Origin of the sequence: Terriglobus albidus (assembly GCF_025685425.1) — a bacterium.
In the GTDB taxonomy this organism is placed as follows: Bacteria; Acidobacteriota; Terriglobia; order Terriglobales; family Acidobacteriaceae; genus Terriglobus; species Terriglobus albidus.
Genome location: NZ_JAGTAS010000048.1, coordinates 125,069 through 141,293 on the forward strand (window position 1 = coordinate 125,069; position 16,225 = coordinate 141,293).

A 16,225-nucleotide genomic window follows, 5' to 3' on the forward strand; every position below is an offset into this window, starting at 1 on the left:
CGTCTTCAACTTTCAACCTTTAACTTTCAACGCGAAACTCGCGAAGCGAGTTTCGCCCCTCAGCACGGCAGTCTCATCGGGATGCCGCTTTTCGCCAGTTCTTCTTTTAGCGCGCGGCTTGAGGTGACACCGAAGTGAAAGATGCTCGCCGCCAGCGCCGCATCGGCTTTGCCGCGAGTAAAGACATCGGCGAAGTGCTGCGCAGTGCCCGCACCACCACTGGCGATGACGGGAATCTGTACCGCCGCGGAGACAGCAGCGGTCAGCTCACAGTCGAAGCCCGCGCGTGTTCCATCGGAATCCATGCTGGTCAGCAGAATCTCACCTGCGCCACGATCTTCCGCCTCACGCGCCCAATCGACGACCTTGCGGCCTGTGGGCTTGCGTCCACCGGCAACGTAGACCTCGGCGTTGCGGACCGGATCAGGTGAGTCAGCAGCACGACGTGCATCGATAGCAACGACAACGGCCTGTGCCCCGAAGGCTCCGCCGATCTCACCGATCAACTCCGGCCGCGCGATAGCGGCAGAGTTGATGCTGATCTTGTCCGCGCCTGCGGTGAAGACTGCCTCGGCTTCCTGGGCAGAACGAATCCCACCACCGACGGTGAACGGAATGAAGAGCTGCGATGCGGCGCGGCGCACGGTGTCGATCAGCGTGGCGCGGCCTTCATGTGTGGCGGTGATGTCGAGCAGGACGATCTCGTCCGCTCCCGCGGCGGCATGGCGATGTGCCAGCTCCGCGGGATCACCGGCGTCGATAATGTCAACGAACTGAATCCCTTTGACGACGCGTCCGTCACGGACGTCGAGGCAGGCGATGATGCGTTTGGTCAGCATTTTGTAGAGGCCACCTTGGATTGCAGGAACACGACAAATTGGTCCCAATCAGTTGGAGTGAGGTTCTCACGCGGAATGCAAAGAAACTTGGTTTTTGTAAAAAGAACCAAGGCGAGTTTGTCGTTCGAGACGACGCGGCAGAACGCCTGCCAAGTCCATTCACTGCTCGCAACCCCAGCTATCTCTGTATGTACTCCCGCGTCAGAAAATACCAGGAAGCAATCTCTGCGCGTAACCTTGCCCGGAAAGATATTACGGTAAGCACGACGGAAGCAGTACCACCGGAGGCCCCATAGAAAAATGGCGTATCCAAGAGGCATGAGGATGGCGAAATAGTCCGGAGGGTTCTCTGACGGATCGTTCATTCTGACTGCAGCCAGAATTGCCGCCAAGAGGAGACAACTGATAGGAAGCACGAACCAGATAAGCCCGTAGAAGATGGCGGTCCGGATATTCTTCTTCCGAAATAACTGGTTTGCCTCCATGTACAGCGGATAGGTGAATTCGTAGCGTGCTTCGAAGTCCATCGATCACATCTCCAGAAAATTCTTCAACAACTGCAAACCGGTATCGCTAGATTTCTCCGGATGGAACTGCACGCCCATCACGTTGTCGCGTTCGACGGCAGCGGTGAACGCTCCACCGTAGTTCGTTACCGCAGCCGTATCTTCGCTTACCGGAGCACGCCAGGAGTGCGTGTAGTACACAAAGCTGCCATCGGAGATGCCGCGCAGCAGTCGCGAATCCGGGCGAATCTGCTCCAGCGAATTCCAGCCGACGTGCGGACTCTTCAGCTCTGCGCCTTTCCATGCCGCGGGGAAGCGTTCGCAACGGCCGTTGAAGTGGCACAGGCCATCGGTTGAGGGCGCCTCGGTCGAACCGACATAGAGCCACTGCAGTCCAACGCAGATGCCGAGGAACGGGGTGCCCTTGGCTGCCGCTTCGCGCGTTGCTTCCGTCAGCTTCAGATCATGCAGCAGTTGTGTCGCCTGAAAGTGCCCGACGCCAGGAAGCACGATCTTTTGTGCACGACGAACAACATCAGGAGACTGCGTGACCTCGGTCTCCGCACCAAGGTAGTTCAACGCTTTCACAACGCTAGTGAGGTTTCCGGCTTTGTAGTCGATAACAGCGATCATGCTTTTGACCAGTACTGGCGGAGCGCTCTCCACTCACCAGTTCGTTGAGCGTTCAATATTTTTCCGAGAGGAACATCCGGTCTTTTGCGAAAGAGATTCCGTTCCCCGGCTTTGATGGCATCGCGCGTGGATTGTTCAGCTGCAATAGCAGCATCTTCATCGACGAAATGGCCCGCGTCATAAAGTGGTCGCTTGGCGGCACGACGGAGAGCATGCTGTCCAAGCCGCTTGCCGAGAGGAATGCGTCTACGACTGGCCTTATCATTTTCGCCGTAAAAGTTACGGCGATCATGCAGAAGGCTCAGCCGCTTCTTTTCGACAGGCGACTTGACCGTACTCATAGCAATCCCTTCGTGCTCGGCAGAATCTCTGCCATGCGCTCATCGCGGCTGCAGGCTCCGCGTAGCGCGCGTGCAAACGCCTTGAAGATCGCCTCAATCTTGTGATGGTTGCTGCGGCCATACATTGTCTTCACGTGTACATTCGCACGCGCACCACGCGCGAAGCCGTCGAAGAAGTCGGCCAGCAGCTCGGCCTGGAAGTCACCGACGAGGCGAGTCTTCACCTTGTCATCGACCACGTAGGCCACGCGGCCTGAGAGATCGACCGCGGCAACCGCTAGCGTCTCATCCATCGCCATCACGAAGTAGCCGGCGCGTAGGATGCCCTTTTTGTTGCCCAGGGCCTTATCGAAGGCCTCGCCCAGCGCAATGCCCACATCTTCCACCGTGTGGTGCTGATCGACATCCAGATCGCCGTTGCAAGTCAGCGTCAGGTCGAAGCCGCCGTGGCGGGTGAAGAGCTCCAGCATGTGATCGAAGAAGCGGATTCCGGTAGTGACCTTATAGACACCGGTACCGTCGATATTCAGCTTCAGCGCGATCTGCGTCTCGGTCGTATCGCGCTTGACGGTTCCCGTACGTGCCTTCAGCGGCTTTACTGCAGGGGCTGGGGCGGCGGCGGCGACGGGTTTCTTCTTTGTGGTTTTACTCGTACTCATGTTCTTCTCCGCTTGTTCCTTTGCTCAGGCCTGCCTCGGCCGGAGTCCAGTTCATGGCATGGATCGCCAGTTTCAGCGCAGCCAGGCCGCGCTCTACATGATCATTCGGACCGATGGTGATGCGCACACACCCTGACAGTCCAGGATCGTTTGACCGGTCACGCAGCAGCACACCGTGCGCGCGGGCATCGGCGACAAACTGTTTGTGGCGCGGCCCGATCCGCATCAGGATGAAGTTCGCATGCGAGGGATAGTAGGGAATTCCAAGCTCATCCAGACCTTTGGCCAGGCGCTCACGACCAACGCGAATCTGGTCGGCATACCACTCGAGATAAACATCGTCGTCGAGCGACGCTTCCAGCGCCGCCAGGGCTACGCCGTTCACGTTGTACGGCGAAGCGGCCTTGCGCAGATGCGTCATCAATTCGGTCGAAGCTATCAGTGCTCCGGCGCGCAGGTTCGCCAGACCGTAGGCCTTGGAGAAGGTGCGTGCGACGATTACGTTCGGCAGCGAAGCAAGCTCGTCCAGAATGGTCTCGCCGAAGAAGTGGTAGTAGGCCTCATCCACCAGAACAGCCGCCTGCGGAGCCATATTCGCGATATTGCGGATCTGCTCTTTCGTCATCGTCGTGCCCGTCGGGTTGTTCGGTGAGCACAGAATGATGAGCCTGGTCTTCTCGTTGATCGCGGCAACAAAGCGCTCATACGGAAAGGCCAGTGTCTTGTCAGCCAGAATGCGATGCAGCTTTGCTCCCATAGCCAGTACGTTGACGTCGTACATGAAGAAACTGGGGACCGCGACTACCGCCTCATCGCCTTCGTTCAGGAAGGTGAAGGTCACCAGGTGAATGGCTTCATCGACAGCATTGGTCAGCAGCACCTGGCTCGCATGCAGGCCGAGGTGCTTGGCAAGCTTACGTTCTACCGGCTGGCGTTCGGGATAGATGGTGAAGCTCTCCGCCGAAAGCGAGCGAATGCGTTCCAGCACCTTCGGCGAGGGAGCGAAGGTGTTCTCGTTGAAGTCCAGGCGCAGCCCGGTACGTCCGGCCAGCGGCGGATGATACTCCGGCATCTCGTCGATGGCTTTACGCGGCTTTACCTGCGACTTGAGTGCTGCGCTCATGGCTTCAACCTCACACGGACACTTTCGGCGTGACCCACCAGGCCCTCGGCCTCGGCCATTGCAATGGCGTGCGGCCCCAGCTTGGCCAATCCCTTCGCGGTGTACTGCTGCACCGTGATCAGTTTTACGAAGTCCATCACCGAGAGCCCGCCGCGCAATCTGCCGGTGCGGCCTGTCGGCAGCACATGGTTCGGGCCGGAGACGTAGTCGCCCATCGATTGTGGCGAGTGCGGCCCGATGAAGACTGATCCGGCATTGCGAACCCACTGCAGATCCTCAGGCCGGTCGACGGTCAGATGTTCCGGAGCCAACAGATTGGTCAGCGCCTGGGCTTCCATCGGCGTCTCGCAGACAAAGATGGTGCCGCGCGCCTCCAGCGACTGTTTCGCCAGCTTGTTCTTCCGCGCCAGAGCCTTGGCCTGCTTCTGTACCTCTTTGGCCAACGGCTCATTGGTCGTGATGAAGATCGCCAGCGTCTCCGGATCGTGCTCGGCCTGCGCCACCAAGTCGGTCGCAATGCCCTGGGCATCGCCAAGATCGCTGGTGACTACAATCTCTGTCGGTCCGGCAGGCATGTCGATGCCGCAGTCCTGCGAGACCAACTGCTTCGCCGCAGTGACGTATAGATTGCCGGGACCGACGATGCGTGTGACCGGCGGCGTGGAGTCGGTGCCGTAGGCCATCATCGCGATCGCCTGCGCTCCGCCCACACGATAGAACTCGCTAACGCCGCAGAGATGCGCAGCTGCCAGTGTCTCCTGCCCGGGCTTCGGCGAGCAGACCACGATGCGCTCCACACCCGCGACCTGCGCCGGCAGCGTCGTCATCAGCAGCGTGGAGGGCAGGGGATAGCGGCCGCCGGGAACATAGCAGCCGACGGCGTCGAGCGGACGGACGATCTGTCCGGTGCGGACGCCGCTTGCGGGTTCAATGATCCACTCCTCGGGCATCTGCGCTTCGGCAAAGGCGTGAATGTTGGCCGCGGCCTCTTTCATCGCTGCCTTCAGATGCTTCGGCAGGGCGTTCCACGCGGCTTCCATCTCGGCGGGGTCGACCAGGATGTCCTGCTCCGGCTGCAGGCCGTCGAACTGCTGGGCATACTCGCGCACGGCTTTGTCGCCCTTACGCTTCACATCGGTGACGATCTTCTTCACCGCGGGAGCGACCGAGGCGGTGGAGGTTGCTCCACGCGCCGCGATCTCCTGGATAACCGTCGTTGCCTCAGCCGCTGATTTGCCGAAGGTGCGGATCAGCTTCATTAAAGAACCACCTTGCTCAGCGGATACTCGACAATACCGGTGCCGCCCGCTGCCTTGAGCTTGGGAATCACCTCGCGCACGGTCGACTCATCCAGAATGGTGTTCACCGCCACCCACTCCGAGTTTGACAGGTGCGAGATGGTCGGCGAGTTCAAAGCCGGTAGTACCGCCAGCACATCCTTCAGGTTGTCGTTCTTCACGTTCAGCATCAGGCCGACCTGTGTCTGTGCGGCCATGGCGCCGTTGAGCATGAGGCTGATGTTCTGGATCTTCTCGCGCTTCCAGTCATCCTGCCACGCGGTCTTGTTGGCGATGAGCTGGGTCTCGCTCTCCATCAGGGTCTCGATGATGCGCAGACGGTTGGCGCGCAGCGAGCTTCCGGTCTCGGTTACCTCGACGATGGCGTCGGCCAGCATCGGGGGTTTCACTTCGGTCGCGCCCCACGAGAACTCCACCTTGACGGGGATGTTCTTCTCGGCGAAATAGCGCTTGGTGAACTCCACCAGCTCGGTGGCGATGATCTTTCCGGCCAGATCCTCGGGCTTCTGGAAGGGCGAATCTTCCGGAACCGCGAGTACCCACTTCACCTTCTGGCGGCTCTGCTTGGAGTAGGTGAGCGAGGTGACACGCTCTACATCCGACAGGTTCTCCAGCACCCAGTCATTGCCGGTCAGGCCGGCATCCAGAGCGCCGTGTTCGACATAGCGGGCCATCTCCTGCGCGCGGACCAGCATGCACTCGATGTCTCCATCGTTGATGGTGGGGAAGTAGGAGCGGCCGCTCGCGTAAATCTCCCAGCCCGCGCGCTGGAACAGTGCAATGGTTGCGTCCTGCAGGCTGCCCTTCGGAATACCAAGCTTCAGTTTGTTCGCCATGACTTACTTCGTCTCCTGCTGAATCGGTTTGGTGAAGCAGCTTACGGTGCCCTCGTGGCACACCAGGCCGTCGCCGTCGACGGTCACCTTGAAGAGCAGCGCATCGCTGTCGCAGTCGGTCGAGATCGACACAATGCGCAGGCGATTGCCGCTGGTTTCGCCCTTCATCCACAGCTTCTGGCGCGTGCGTGACCAGAAGGTGACGAAGCCGCTCTCCAGCGATTTCTGATAGCTGGTCTCATTCAAAAAGCCAAGCATCAGCACCTGGCCGGTGTTCGCGTCCTGCACAATGCCGGGGACGAGTCCGTTTTCTTTTGCGAAGTCGAGCTGTATGGGTTCTGCCATGTCCTGCTTTCCGTTTCTTGCCGTGCGCATCAGCCGCAGACACAACAAAGCCCGCTGGCTTTGCGCATCAGCGGGCTTTGAATCCTTCGAGTGTCTCTGTGCTTACTTCTGAACCGCACCGGACACCGCCGCCGACACGCTGATCGCGTGATGGTGATGGTGGCCATGATGGTGCACAAAGCGCATATCTCTACTTTCGAAAGTACCGAAGACGCCTCCGTTTTGTCAATTTGTCTTCTGTTTCGTGCCGGTCGAAGCGGCTTTAGGAACGGCTTTAATCTCGAAGATCTTCGGCCAGTTTTTGCCGGTCACGAAGATACGGTTCTGCTTTGCGTCATAGGCGATCCCGTTCAGGACCGACTCACTGTCCCGCCGCTGGTCTGCAGGAAGAATGCCGGTCAGGTCGATCCAGCCAAGAACCCGGCCGGTCGCAGGTGAGATGCGGGCAATCCGGTCCGAATGCCAGACGTTCGCATAGATTTCACCCTTGATGTATTCCAGCTCATTGAGTTGTTTTACCGGCTGGCCATCATCGCGGACCGTAATCGTGTGCCGCACTTTGAAGGTGACCGGATCGCGAAAATACAGCGTCGCCGAGCCATCGCTGGTGATGATCTCCCGGTTAGACCGGGTCATGCCCCAGCCCTCGCCCTCGTAAGTGAACTGCCTTATCGGCCTGAGGGAGAACCGGTCGTAGATGAAACCGGTATGCGTCTCCCAGGTCCATTGGTAGAGGTTCGCGCCCCAGTCCACGATGCCTTCCCCGAAATATTGCGACGGCAGCGTGGTGGTCTGCTGCAGCACCTTGCCAGTTGCAGGATCGGTCACCGCCAGGCGCGAGTCGCCTTCGCGCCCCGTGCCCTCATAGAACATGCCATCCCGGTAGAAGAAGCCCTCAGTGTAGTTATCCGTCGCATGCGGATACGTTGCAACCACGCGATATCCCGCGACCGGCGCTGCAGCCAGAGGAAGAGCCGACAACCCAATACAGAAGCAGAGAAGCAATCGGATTGTCTGGTTACTCATTTCTTATTCCTCACAAGGATCCTTGTATCTCCGAACAATTAGGGTCACCAGAAGAATTGGGGTTACCCAAACAATTGGGTGCCCCATATCTGGCGGCTTTATCGCCAGATGTGGGTGCGGTGCCACAGGCCGGATGTCTCATTACCTACTGTTGGACAGGACATGGAATCCTGCAAACCCACATCTCGGCTATGCCGAGATATGGGGCACCCAGACATAGCCAGCCTTAGCATTTCAACGTTCAACTTTTAACTCTTATCCCGCCATGCCGTACGTCTTCAACTTTTAACTTTCAACTTTTAACTCTATTTCTGTTACTCTGGCGGCCCATTTGGGAGGAGGAAACGTATGTTGAAGTTCCATCGCATTGCGTTGTTGCTGGTACTGATCCCTCTGTTGTATTCCCCCGCTGCGCCGGCACAGGCACAGAGCAAGCCCGCTAAGCCTGCCGCAACTTCTAAACCGGCTGCAACTGCCCCTGGCAAGCCGGCAGCGGGTTCCGCCGCAGCGTCTGCTTCCGGCCTGGTCGACATCAATAGCGCAACCGCCGACCAGCTCAAGGCCATTCCCGGCATTGGCGATGTCTACTCCAAAAAGATCATCGACGGCCGCCCCTATGCCAACAAGACGCAACTCGTCAGCAAAAATATCCTTCCGCAGGGCGTCTATGACAAGGTGAAAGACAAGATCATCGCCAAGCAGGCGAAGAAGTAGATCCTGGCTCAGGCGCCTGCCTCGGAACAGCGGGTATTCGGAGCACCCCCGAGGCACGCGCCATCTGACAATTTGCCGATACGGCTTTCTACGCCAGCCAGGGCTGCTGAAAAAAGCTCGTGCCAGCGATTGGGGGCTCATGGTAGTCTTCTCTGGATTCTTGGAGACTGTTGAGCAATGATCTCTCCCCGAAAACTGCTGCCATATCTGTTGGCGCTCGGGCTCTCTGCCTTTGTCTGCCTTACTGACGCCGCACTACCCCCTGTCGAGGCTCAGCAGATTGCCCCTGATGGAACCGAGACCGCTCCCGCTAAGCTGGACCTCAATGCTGCATCACCCGAACAGCTCAAATCGCTGGGACTGGGCGACAACTACGTTCGCCGCGTCATTGCAGGCCGTCCTTACACGGCGAAGAACCAGCTCGTAAGCCGTGGCGTTCTGCCGCAGGATGCGTACGAACCCATCAAAGAGCGGCTGGTCGCGCATCACTCCTTGCAGGAGCATCACTCCTCACAGGAGCATCACTCCTCACAGCAATAGAGCATTTCCCTGTAGGTGTAGTCCAGAGTATCCGCATCTATGGGCGTTTTCTGCAATGAAAACGCCGCTGCACGCCCCTTCCGGGATACCCAGCAACAGGGAAAATGCTCTAACTGCTCCGTAAACCATTCGGTCTGCTCGTTCGTCTTCGATGCCAGGAGCATTTCCCTGTGGATGTTGTGTAGGGCGTTCGCATCTATGGACGTTTTCCGCAATGAAAACGCCGCTGCACGCTCCTTCCGGGATACCCAGCAACAGGGAAATGCTCTAGGATGAGCACCGACACGGATGCATACATTTTCCCCATCACGGCCGAGGCACCGCTCTGCCGTCGTGCAGTATCTGCTGCTCCTGCTCATCGCCGCCATGGCCCTGGGGCAATGGGGAAATACCGCGTACCGCATCGTGCGGGGCATCTTCGGCGCGGAGCGCGGAATTCGAGCTCCCTTCGGCCTGAACAACGGTGTGATCGAGGGGATGAGCCCCTTTCTTCGCCATGCGGGTCTGCAGATCGGTGACCGTGTGCTTGCGGTCAACGGGCACGCGTTGACCGGTGAGGCCGTTCTGCTGCGGGAGTTTGCCCACGCACATCTCGGTGACACCATCAAGGTGGAGGTGCAGCATCCCGATGGGAAACATCAGACGGTAAGCTGGCAACTCATCACGCCGCAGCGCCGCCGTGGCGGAGGCAGGCCCGCAGGATGGATCGGCCCATTGCTGCTGCTTGTTATTCTTCCCCTGGCCTTTCTTCTTGTTGGCCTCTGGGTGGTCCTTGCCAAGCCGCATGACCTCAGCGCATGGCTCGTCCTTGGCATCCTGCCTTACTTTGAGGCGCTCCTCTCTCCGGCTAACCCACAAGGGGACTGGACCATCTGGTTTGCCCCCTTCTGGAATGAGACCGCACAGATGGCTATGCCCATCTGCCTGATGTGGTTTGGCGTTCTCTTTCCGGAGCGTGCCGGCCTCGATCGCCGGGCTCCATGGATCAAGTGGCTGTTGAGCATCTCTTTGCTTATCCTGATACCCTTCAACCTGCTTCACAGCTATGCGCGCCTCTGGAACCTGGCGCTCGATCGCGCCATGAGCGCGTGGTTTTTGCCGACCGACCGCATCCAGAGCTTTCTCAGCATTCTCTGTGTTGCCTATTTCTTCGTTCTTTTCAGCCACAAGATCTTCGCCGAAAAGGTCGGCGCCGACTCCGGCCGCCGTCTGCGCCTGCTCTTCTGGGGATCGCTTATCGGGCTCACTCCCTTTGGCGCCATGGTCATCTACACGCTCGTTACCGGTGAAGATGTCAGCGAGACCTTCCCGCAGTGGCTCAGCTTCGGCATCGTCTTGGTCCTGACAATCTTTCCGCTCTCACTCGCTTATGCGCTGGTCGTACAGCGGGCCATGGATGTTCGCCTGATCGTCCGCCAGGGAACGAAGTATGCCTTTGCGCGCTACACACTCTTCGGTATCCGCGCGCTGCTTGGGGTGCTCTTCTCCTGGCGTCTGGCGCTCTTCTTCTCCGCTTCGGGCACGCATCGCACATTACGTGATGTCGTTCTGGTTCTCCTTCTGCTCGGTCTCTTCTTCGCCTTTCGCGGCGTACTCTCCAGACGGCTGCAGCAGGAGATCGACCGCCGCTTCTTCCGCGAGGCCTATTCCGCCGAACAGGTGCTCAGCGAGCTCTCGGAACAGGCGCACAACTTCACAGAGACCGGGCCGCTACTCAGCACCATCACCCAGCGCATCAGCGACACGCTGCACATCGAGCGCATGGCAGTCTTCCTGCGTGGCCGCGGCGATGTCTTCCGCCTGCAGGCCGCGATCGGCGTCGATCTGACCTCGCCCGTCCTGTTACCGGCGCATTCAGCAACGGTCAATACGCTCTCCCGCGAAAAGCGCCCGGCGGCGATGCGCATCGACGACAGCTCTCACTGGCTGCTCGAAGCCAGCGATACAGAACGTGCCGCCCTCAGTGAGTTTCAGACTGAGCTGCTGGTTCCCCTGCCGGGCCGTGGACGCCTCATTGGCGTGATGGCTCTTGGTCCCAAGCGCAGCGAAGAGCCGTACTCTCGCACGGATCGCCGTCTATTGGAGAGCGTCGCCTCGCAGACCGGTCTTGCGCTTGAGAATGCGGAGTTGCTCCAGTCTCTCGCGCACGAAGCTGCCCAACGCGAGCGTGTCACGCGCGATATCGAGATCGCACGCGAGGTGCAGGAACGTCTCTTTCCACAGAGCTATCCGGAATTCGAGGGCGTGGATGTTGCCGGCTACTGTCGCCCGGCGCAGGAGATCGGCGGCGACTACTACGACGTCATGGAAGTGAAGCGCGAGAGCGACGATGGTTCGCCGCAGCCGCGTCTGCTCGGCCTGGCCATCGGAGACGTCTCGGGCAAAGGCATCTCGGCCGCGTTGTTGATGGCGAGTCTTCGCGCAAGTCTGCGAGGTCTCACGCTCGTCGGCTCTTCCGATCTCGGCGAGCTGATGGGGCACATCAACAAGCTGGTTTATGACGGCAGCACCGCCAACCGCTACGCCACCTTCTTCTACGCTGAGTATGATCCCACGAGCCGCCGTCTCTGCTACGCCAACGGCGGACATAATCCACCCGTAATCCTGCGCGGCGATCAGGTCATCGAGCTTGAAGTAACCGGCATGGTGATCGGCCTGCTGGAGAGTGATACCGGGTACAAACAGCGGGATGTCTATCTCGAACCCGGAGACATCCTTCTGCTCTTCACCGACGGCATCTCTGAAGCCATGGACGACGGCGACGAAGAATGGGGCGAGTGCCGCATGATCGCCGCAGCTCAACAGGAACGCGCCCGCGGAGCGCTGACAGCAGAAGGCCTGTTACGCGCCCTCTATCGCCGCGCTGACGAGTTCGCAAATGGCGCTCCCCAGCACGACGACATGACACTGGTAGTGATGCGAGTCAGCTAAAGCAGTTGCTAGTTGCTGGTTCCTGGTTGCTAGTTGTTGATGCCTGTACTTAGAAGAACTGGGTGCCCCATATCTGGCGGCTTTATCGCCAAATGTGGGTTTGCAGTCACCGAGTCCCGCTGGGAACAGGCATCCTCCAAACCCACATCTCGGCGTAGCCGAGATATGGGGCACCCAGTTCAACGTTGTCCATACCGTACGTCTTCAACCTTCAACTTGTAACTTCAACTCTTCTCGCCCATGCCTTAACGCTTTAACTTTTAACTTTCAACTTTAACTCTTCTCGCTACTTCAACATCATCACCAGAATCCGCCCATCAGAATGAAACTCTCCACCGGTCGCGGTCTTTCCGCTCGAAAACGGATTATCCGGCAACACATAGGCTGCTGACGAAAACACGCCGGCGGCATCGAAGCTATCGAGGACGAACTTGCGCTCGATGTCGATATCGGGATCGATGTGGTGGGTCACCTGCCCGTTGCGCTCATCTTTCTCAAAGCCGTTGTCATGCGTCGCCGATCCTACCCATAGCGGCACACCGTTGACCGTCTTACCGCTGTTCCATACGCGGAGATGATGCCGCACGGCGACGACGCTGATCGCCTCCGCTCGCGCATAGGACAAGTCTTGTGGCCGGTTGAAGAGATACAGTGTGCTCATCGGCATCTCCAGGTAAGCCTCATGCTCCAACGTGGAGATGATGCCATGCACGATGGCGGCATCGACGGACCGATCTACCTGTAACCAGCCGGCCGCCTTAAAGGCCTGCTCCACCTGTCCACGCGTGCCTATCAGGGCGAAGTTCACCATGTCGCCGACATTCCCCTGCTGATCTGTCACGCGACGTGGGATCTCGGCGAAGGTCTCTGGAGAGATCAGCGAGGTAAGGTCCTGCAGCGGCGCCGCCAGTGCCTTCGGTGCGACTGCCTGTGGTTTGGGGAACTCCAGCTTGACGGTAAAGCTGCCTGTGGCTGAGATGCTTTCTGGAAGATTGACTCCAAGGTAAAGATGGCCGGAGGTGGGCGCCGTGACGGTGTCGCCTTCGCCAATGGGGAAGGGAATGGACGCTCCAGCATCGCTGACGCGTCCAATCAGTGATCCGACAGGAGCTGTGTTCATGGGAAAGCTTGCCAGCAGGTCGCGCCAGCCTCGATTGACACCTGCGGGCCCTGTCTTGCGGCCATCTGCAAGCTGAAAGCTTCCCTTTGCGCTCAGCTTCAGCGGCTCGCCCGCAGCCACGGTAACGCCGGTATCCAACCACGCCGTGTTAGCGACCGTAAAGCTATAGGACGACTTGCGTTGGGGAAGGGGCTGCGTCCCCAGTCTGGCCCGCATGCTGGGAATCGCGGTGACGCGTTGCTGCGGCGCCTCCTGTTGTTGCGCCAGGACGGCGGTGGAGAGAGCAAGGGGCCATGCCAGATAGGAGGGGAGCTTCACCATACGACTTTCGTTCTGGGGAGTAACGACTTTCTCCCTAGGTTGATAACCCGGAATCAGGTACTCTGTTGCAAGCAGTCCACACGACTTAGACAGGCCAATGAAACCAGACGTTGCACAGTTCTTTAAGCGCGTCGCCGCCGCGACCGCTCTGGCCGCCGCGACGCTTGGTTTCGGTGGCTGCCAGGGTGTCACCGGCAGCACCGCCACCTCGCAGATCCGTTTCATTGACGCTTCTATTGATGCCGGCGGTCTGGATATGTACATGGGCAACACCGCCGTCACCTACAACGTAGGTTTTGGCACCATTACGTCGTACGTCCCGGCAACACCAGCTACCTACGTCATCACCGCGAATACCGCCGGCACCCGCCAAGCCCTGGCCACGACGCGCGCGACCCTGGCCAACAGCAAACAGTACACCGTCCTGATCGGCAACGTCGTCGCCAGCCTGGGCGCAACGGTGCTTACTGACCAGTCGCAGCCAGCTCCTTCGGGTCAGATCGCCATCCGCTTCCTCAACCAGTCCACTGCGGTTGGCAATGTTGATATCTACATGGTTCCGTCAGGGACGGCTGTCACTGCCGTCTCGGCGTTGCAGAGCAACGTCGGCTTCAATACCAATACCGGCTACCTGAACATACCAGTCGGTACTTATACGCTCTACATCGTTAGTAACGGAACGGCGCTCACCACTACCACCACGACGCTCTATACCGGAGCATCGACAGCTTATCCGCAAGGTTCCGCACGCACCATCGTGATCCTCGATCGCCAGCTTGTGACCACCCCTGCGCTGAACGTCATTGTGGCCAACGACTACGACTCTGCGACCGCGACCCAATAGTGGACCGGATGTCGCGCTTCTGCGCGAAAAATAAACTTCGCAACATGGCGTATCTCCCCGTGTCTTCTCTCTCCGTAGGCAGGCGCTTCATCCCTGCTACTGCAATTGAAGGAGATTCCCCGTATGAAGAAGTTCGCTTCCCTCGCTCTTACTACACTGGTCGCCGTTGCTCCCACCCTCGTCCTCGCACAAAGTTCGCAGGAGATTCGTAATCGCAAGATCAACCAGCAGGACCGCATCGCCCAGGGCGTCCGCTCCGGCGAGCTGACCCCTCGTGAGACCTCACACCTGGAACACCAGGAGGCAGCCATCAATCACGAAGAACGCGCGATGCGCGCCCAGAACAACGGCCACCTCACCGCCGCCGACCGCCGCGTAATCAACAAGCAGCAGAACGCCGAGTCCAAACGGATCTATCGCGACAAACACAACGCCCGCGTCCGCTAAGCAGATGCGCGACAGACGGGTGCGGACCAACTGGGTGCCCCATATCTCGGCAAAGCCGAGATGTGGGTTTGCAGCGATAAAGCGCCCAGACACCACCGCAACGAGCGAGTTCGTTGCGGACCCCGGATATGGCGCACCCGATTCTACTGAGCCGTTGAATCGATCTATCCCTCAAATGAAAAGCCCCTCGATGTACCGAGGGGCTTTTACCATTCAACTATTCAACGATTCCATCATTCAACTACTTAGTACCGATAATGCTCCGCCTTGAACGGGCCTTCCACCGGCACGCCGATGTAATCAGCCTGCTTCTGTGAAAGAGTCGTCAGCTTAACGCCGATCTTCTCCAGGTGCAGGCGGGCGACTTCTTCGTCCAGCTTCTTCGGCAGAACATACACGCCAACTTTGTAGGTGTCCTTGTTCTTCCAGAGGTCGAGCTGAGCCAGCGTCTGGTTGGAGAAGCTGTTCGACATCACGAAGCTCGGATGGCCCGTCGCGCAACCCAGGTTCACCAGGCGGCCTTCAGCGAGCACGAAGATCGAGTTGCCGGAGGGGAAGGTGTACTTGTCGACCTGCGGCTTGATATTCAGCTTGGTGACGCCGGTTGCGGCGTTCAGGCGGTCCATCTGGATCTCGTTGTCGAAGTGGCCGATGTTGCAGACGATGGCCTGATCCTTCATCTGCTCCATGTGCTCGAAGGTGATGATGTCCACGTTGCCGGTGCAGGTGACGTAGATATCTCCACGGCCGAGAGTCTCCTCAATGGTCGTGACCTCGAAGCCTTCCATCGCAGCCTGCAGCGCATTGATGGGGTCGATCTCGGTGACGATCACGCGGGCGCCCATACCGCGCAGCGAATGTGCTGATCCCTTGCCCACATCGCCATAACCGCAGATCACAGCAACCTTGCCGGCCACCATCACGTCGGTGGCGCGCTTGATGCCGTCTGCCAGCGATTCGCGGCAGCCATAGAGGTTGTCGAACTTCGACTTGGTCACGGAGTCGTTCACATTGATGGCCGGTACCAGCAGCTTGCCCTGCTCCATCATCTTGTACAGGCGGTGAACGCCGGTCGTGGTCTCCTCGGAGACGCCACGCCACTCCTTGGCCACATCGTGCCAGCGGTTGGGGCTCAGTGCCAGCACCTTCTTCAGCAGCGCCTTGATCACGCGCTCCTCTTCGCTGCCGCCCTCGGAGTCGACGAACGAGCGATCGCCGTTCTCCAGGTCATAGCCCTTGTGGATCAGCAGGGTCACGTCGCCACCGTCATCGACGACGAGCTGTGGTCCCAGACCGCCGGGGAAGCTCAGCGCCTGGTCGGTGCACCACCAGTACTCTTCCAGGGTCTCGCCCTTCCAGGCAAAGACAGGCACGCCGGCAGCGGCAATGGCTGCGGCAGCGTGGTCCTGCGTGGAGAAGATGTTGCAGCTTGCCCAGCGCACATCGGCGCCCAGCTCCACGAGCGTCTCGATCAGCACGGCGGTCTGGATGGTCATGTGCAGCGATCCGGTGACGCGCACGCCCTTCAGCGGCTTGGCGGGGGCATACTTCGCGCGGATTGACATCAGGCCGGGCATCTCCTGCTCGGCGATGGTGATCTCCTTGCGTCCCCAGTCGGCCAGCGAGATGTCGGCAACTTTGTAGGGCAGTGTCTGTTCCAGAGTGGCTGTGGACATAGATACCTCTTAAGAAATTTGGGATA

At 59.2% G+C, this 16,225-nt stretch carries 17 protein-coding genes; 5 read left to right on the forward strand and 12 right to left on the reverse strand.

The window, feature by feature from the left end; translation table 11 throughout:
• Positions 1-59: 59 nt before the first annotated feature.
• The 10 genes from hisF to OHL21_RS08595 all read right to left on the reverse strand — a co-directional run bounded on the left by hisF (position 60) and on the right by OHL21_RS08595 (position 7,606).
• Positions 60-839, reverse strand: coding sequence for an imidazole glycerol phosphate synthase subunit HisF (hisF, locus tag OHL21_RS08550; RefSeq protein ID WP_263416836.1), 780 nt, complete (start codon positions 837-839; stop codon positions 60-62).
• Positions 833-1,366, reverse strand: a complete 534-nt coding sequence (locus OHL21_RS08555) for a hypothetical protein (RefSeq protein ID WP_263416837.1) — start codon at positions 1,364-1,366, stop codon at positions 833-835. Before OHL21_RS08555 ends, hisF begins: the two co-directional genes overlap by 7 nt.
• A gap of 3 nt (positions 1,367-1,369) precedes the next feature.
• Complete coding sequence (hisH, locus tag OHL21_RS08560) at positions 1,370-1,978, reverse strand: imidazole glycerol phosphate synthase subunit HisH (protein WP_263416838.1); 609 nt, start codon at positions 1,976-1,978, stop codon at positions 1,370-1,372.
• The gene (locus OHL21_RS08565) at positions 1,975-2,319 is read right to left on the reverse strand and encodes a hypothetical protein (RefSeq protein ID WP_263416839.1); all 345 of its coding nucleotides are present in this window, start codon (positions 2,317-2,319) and stop codon (positions 1,975-1,977) included. Before OHL21_RS08565 ends, hisH begins: the two co-directional genes overlap by 4 nt.
• Entirely contained in the window at positions 2,316-2,978 is a 663-nt protein-coding gene (gene hisB, locus OHL21_RS08570) for an imidazoleglycerol-phosphate dehydratase HisB (protein WP_263416840.1), read from the reverse strand. The genes OHL21_RS08565 and hisB overlap by 4 nt, the downstream gene beginning before the upstream one ends.
• Complete coding sequence (locus OHL21_RS08575) at positions 2,965-4,101, reverse strand: pyridoxal phosphate-dependent aminotransferase (RefSeq protein WP_263416841.1); 1,137 nt, start codon at positions 4,099-4,101, stop codon at positions 2,965-2,967. The genes hisB and OHL21_RS08575 overlap by 14 nt, the downstream gene beginning before the upstream one ends.
• Positions 4,098-5,360, reverse strand: a complete 1,263-nt coding sequence (hisD, locus tag OHL21_RS08580) for a histidinol dehydrogenase (protein ID WP_263416842.1) — start codon at positions 5,358-5,360, stop codon at positions 4,098-4,100. Before hisD ends, OHL21_RS08575 begins: the two co-directional genes overlap by 4 nt.
• Positions 5,360-6,235: an ATP phosphoribosyltransferase gene (gene hisG / locus OHL21_RS08585; protein ID WP_263416843.1), complete on the reverse strand. Its 876-nt coding sequence runs from the start codon at positions 6,233-6,235 to the stop codon at positions 5,360-5,362. Before hisG ends, hisD begins: the two co-directional genes overlap by 1 nt.
• 3 nt (positions 6,236-6,238) lie before the next feature.
• On the reverse strand, positions 6,239-6,580 hold the full coding sequence (gene hisI, locus OHL21_RS08590; protein WP_263416844.1) for a phosphoribosyl-AMP cyclohydrolase: 342 nt from the start codon (positions 6,578-6,580) through the stop codon (positions 6,239-6,241).
• 225 nt (positions 6,581-6,805) lie between these two features.
• Positions 6,806-7,606 carry a glutaminyl-peptide cyclotransferase gene (locus OHL21_RS08595; RefSeq protein WP_263416845.1) on the reverse strand — a complete coding sequence of 267 codons (801 nt, stop codon included), beginning with the start codon at positions 7,604-7,606 and terminating at the stop codon, positions 6,806-6,808.
• 348 nt (positions 7,607-7,954) lie between these two features.
• Here OHL21_RS08595 and OHL21_RS08600 point away from each other — a divergent pair, with 348 nt between their 5' ends.
• The 3 genes from OHL21_RS08600 (at position 7,955) to OHL21_RS08610 (ending at position 11,791) form a co-directional block, all read left to right on the forward strand.
• The gene (locus tag OHL21_RS08600) at positions 7,955-8,320 is read left to right on the forward strand and encodes a ComEA family DNA-binding protein (protein WP_263416846.1); all 366 of its coding nucleotides are present in this window, start codon (positions 7,955-7,957) and stop codon (positions 8,318-8,320) included.
• Between the two features lie 177 nt (positions 8,321-8,497).
• Positions 8,498-8,860 (forward strand): helix-hairpin-helix domain-containing protein, encoded by a 363-nt coding sequence (locus tag OHL21_RS08605; protein WP_263416847.1) that lies wholly within the window; start codon positions 8,498-8,500, stop codon positions 8,858-8,860.
• A 288-nt stretch (positions 8,861-9,148) separates the two neighbouring features.
• Complete coding sequence (locus OHL21_RS08610) at positions 9,149-11,791, forward strand: SpoIIE family protein phosphatase (RefSeq protein ID WP_263416848.1); 2,643 nt, start codon at positions 9,149-9,151, stop codon at positions 11,789-11,791.
• A gap of 286 nt (positions 11,792-12,077) precedes the next feature.
• On the opposite strand, the gene OHL21_RS08615 is transcribed toward OHL21_RS08610, so the two are convergent.
• A complete protein-coding gene (locus OHL21_RS08615; RefSeq protein WP_263416849.1) occupies positions 12,078-13,232 on the reverse strand; it encodes an LssY C-terminal domain-containing protein in 1,155 nt (384 codons plus the stop codon).
• Positions 13,233-13,329: 97 nt separating this feature from the next.
• Between OHL21_RS08615 and OHL21_RS08620 the strand changes: the two genes are divergently transcribed.
• Together OHL21_RS08620 and OHL21_RS08625 are read left to right on the forward strand one after the other, a co-directional pair.
• Positions 13,330-14,076, forward strand: a complete 747-nt coding sequence (locus tag OHL21_RS08620; protein WP_263416850.1) for a DUF4397 domain-containing protein — start codon at positions 13,330-13,332, stop codon at positions 14,074-14,076.
• Positions 14,077-14,199: 123 nt separating this feature from the next.
• Positions 14,200-14,523, forward strand: coding sequence for a hypothetical protein (locus OHL21_RS08625; protein ID WP_263416851.1), 324 nt, complete (start codon positions 14,200-14,202; stop codon positions 14,521-14,523).
• Positions 14,524-14,768: 245 nt separating this feature from the next.
• On the opposite strand, the gene ahcY is transcribed toward OHL21_RS08625, so the two are convergent.
• The gene (gene ahcY / locus OHL21_RS08630; RefSeq protein WP_263416852.1) at positions 14,769-16,199 is read right to left on the reverse strand and encodes an adenosylhomocysteinase; all 1,431 of its coding nucleotides are present in this window, start codon (positions 16,197-16,199) and stop codon (positions 14,769-14,771) included.
• Positions 16,200-16,225 lie beyond the last annotated feature (26 nt).

Coding starts and splice junctions, on each gene's coding strand:
- hisF (WP_263416836.1), bottom strand. CDS start 839: ATGCTGACCAAACGCATCATCGCCTGCCTCGACGTCCGTGACGGACGC.
- OHL21_RS08555 (WP_263416837.1), bottom strand. CDS start 1,366: ATGGACTTCGAAGCACGCTACGAATTCACCTATCCGCTGTACATGGAG.
- hisH (WP_263416838.1), bottom strand. CDS start 1,978: ATGATCGCTGTTATCGACTACAAAGCCGGAAACCTCACTAGCGTTGTG.
- OHL21_RS08565 (WP_263416839.1), bottom strand. CDS start 2,319: ATGAGTACGGTCAAGTCGCCTGTCGAAAAGAAGCGGCTGAGCCTTCTG.
- hisB (WP_263416840.1), bottom strand. CDS start 2,978: ATGAGTACGAGTAAAACCACAAAGAAGAAACCCGTCGCCGCCGCCGCC.
- OHL21_RS08575 (WP_263416841.1), bottom strand. CDS start 4,101: ATGAGCGCAGCACTCAAGTCGCAGGTAAAGCCGCGTAAAGCCATCGAC.
- hisD (WP_263416842.1), bottom strand. CDS start 5,360: ATGAAGCTGATCCGCACCTTCGGCAAATCAGCGGCTGAGGCAACGACG.
- hisG (WP_263416843.1), bottom strand. CDS start 6,235: ATGGCGAACAAACTGAAGCTTGGTATTCCGAAGGGCAGCCTGCAGGAC.
- hisI (WP_263416844.1), bottom strand. CDS start 6,580: ATGGCAGAACCCATACAGCTCGACTTCGCAAAAGAAAACGGACTCGTC.
- OHL21_RS08595 (WP_263416845.1), bottom strand. CDS start 7,606: ATGAGTAACCAGACAATCCGATTGCTTCTCTGCTTCTGTATTGGGTTG.
- OHL21_RS08600 (WP_263416846.1), top strand. CDS start 7,955: ATGTTGAAGTTCCATCGCATTGCGTTGTTGCTGGTACTGATCCCTCTG.
- OHL21_RS08605 (WP_263416847.1), top strand. CDS start 8,498: ATGATCTCTCCCCGAAAACTGCTGCCATATCTGTTGGCGCTCGGGCTC.
- OHL21_RS08610 (WP_263416848.1), top strand. CDS start 9,149: ATGCATACATTTTCCCCATCACGGCCGAGGCACCGCTCTGCCGTCGTG.
- OHL21_RS08615 (WP_263416849.1), bottom strand. CDS start 13,232: ATGGTGAAGCTCCCCTCCTATCTGGCATGGCCCCTTGCTCTCTCCACC.
- OHL21_RS08620 (WP_263416850.1), top strand. CDS start 13,330: ATGAAACCAGACGTTGCACAGTTCTTTAAGCGCGTCGCCGCCGCGACC.
- OHL21_RS08625 (WP_263416851.1), top strand. CDS start 14,200: ATGAAGAAGTTCGCTTCCCTCGCTCTTACTACACTGGTCGCCGTTGCT.
- ahcY (WP_263416852.1), bottom strand. CDS start 16,199: ATGTCCACAGCCACTCTGGAACAGACACTGCCCTACAAAGTTGCCGAC.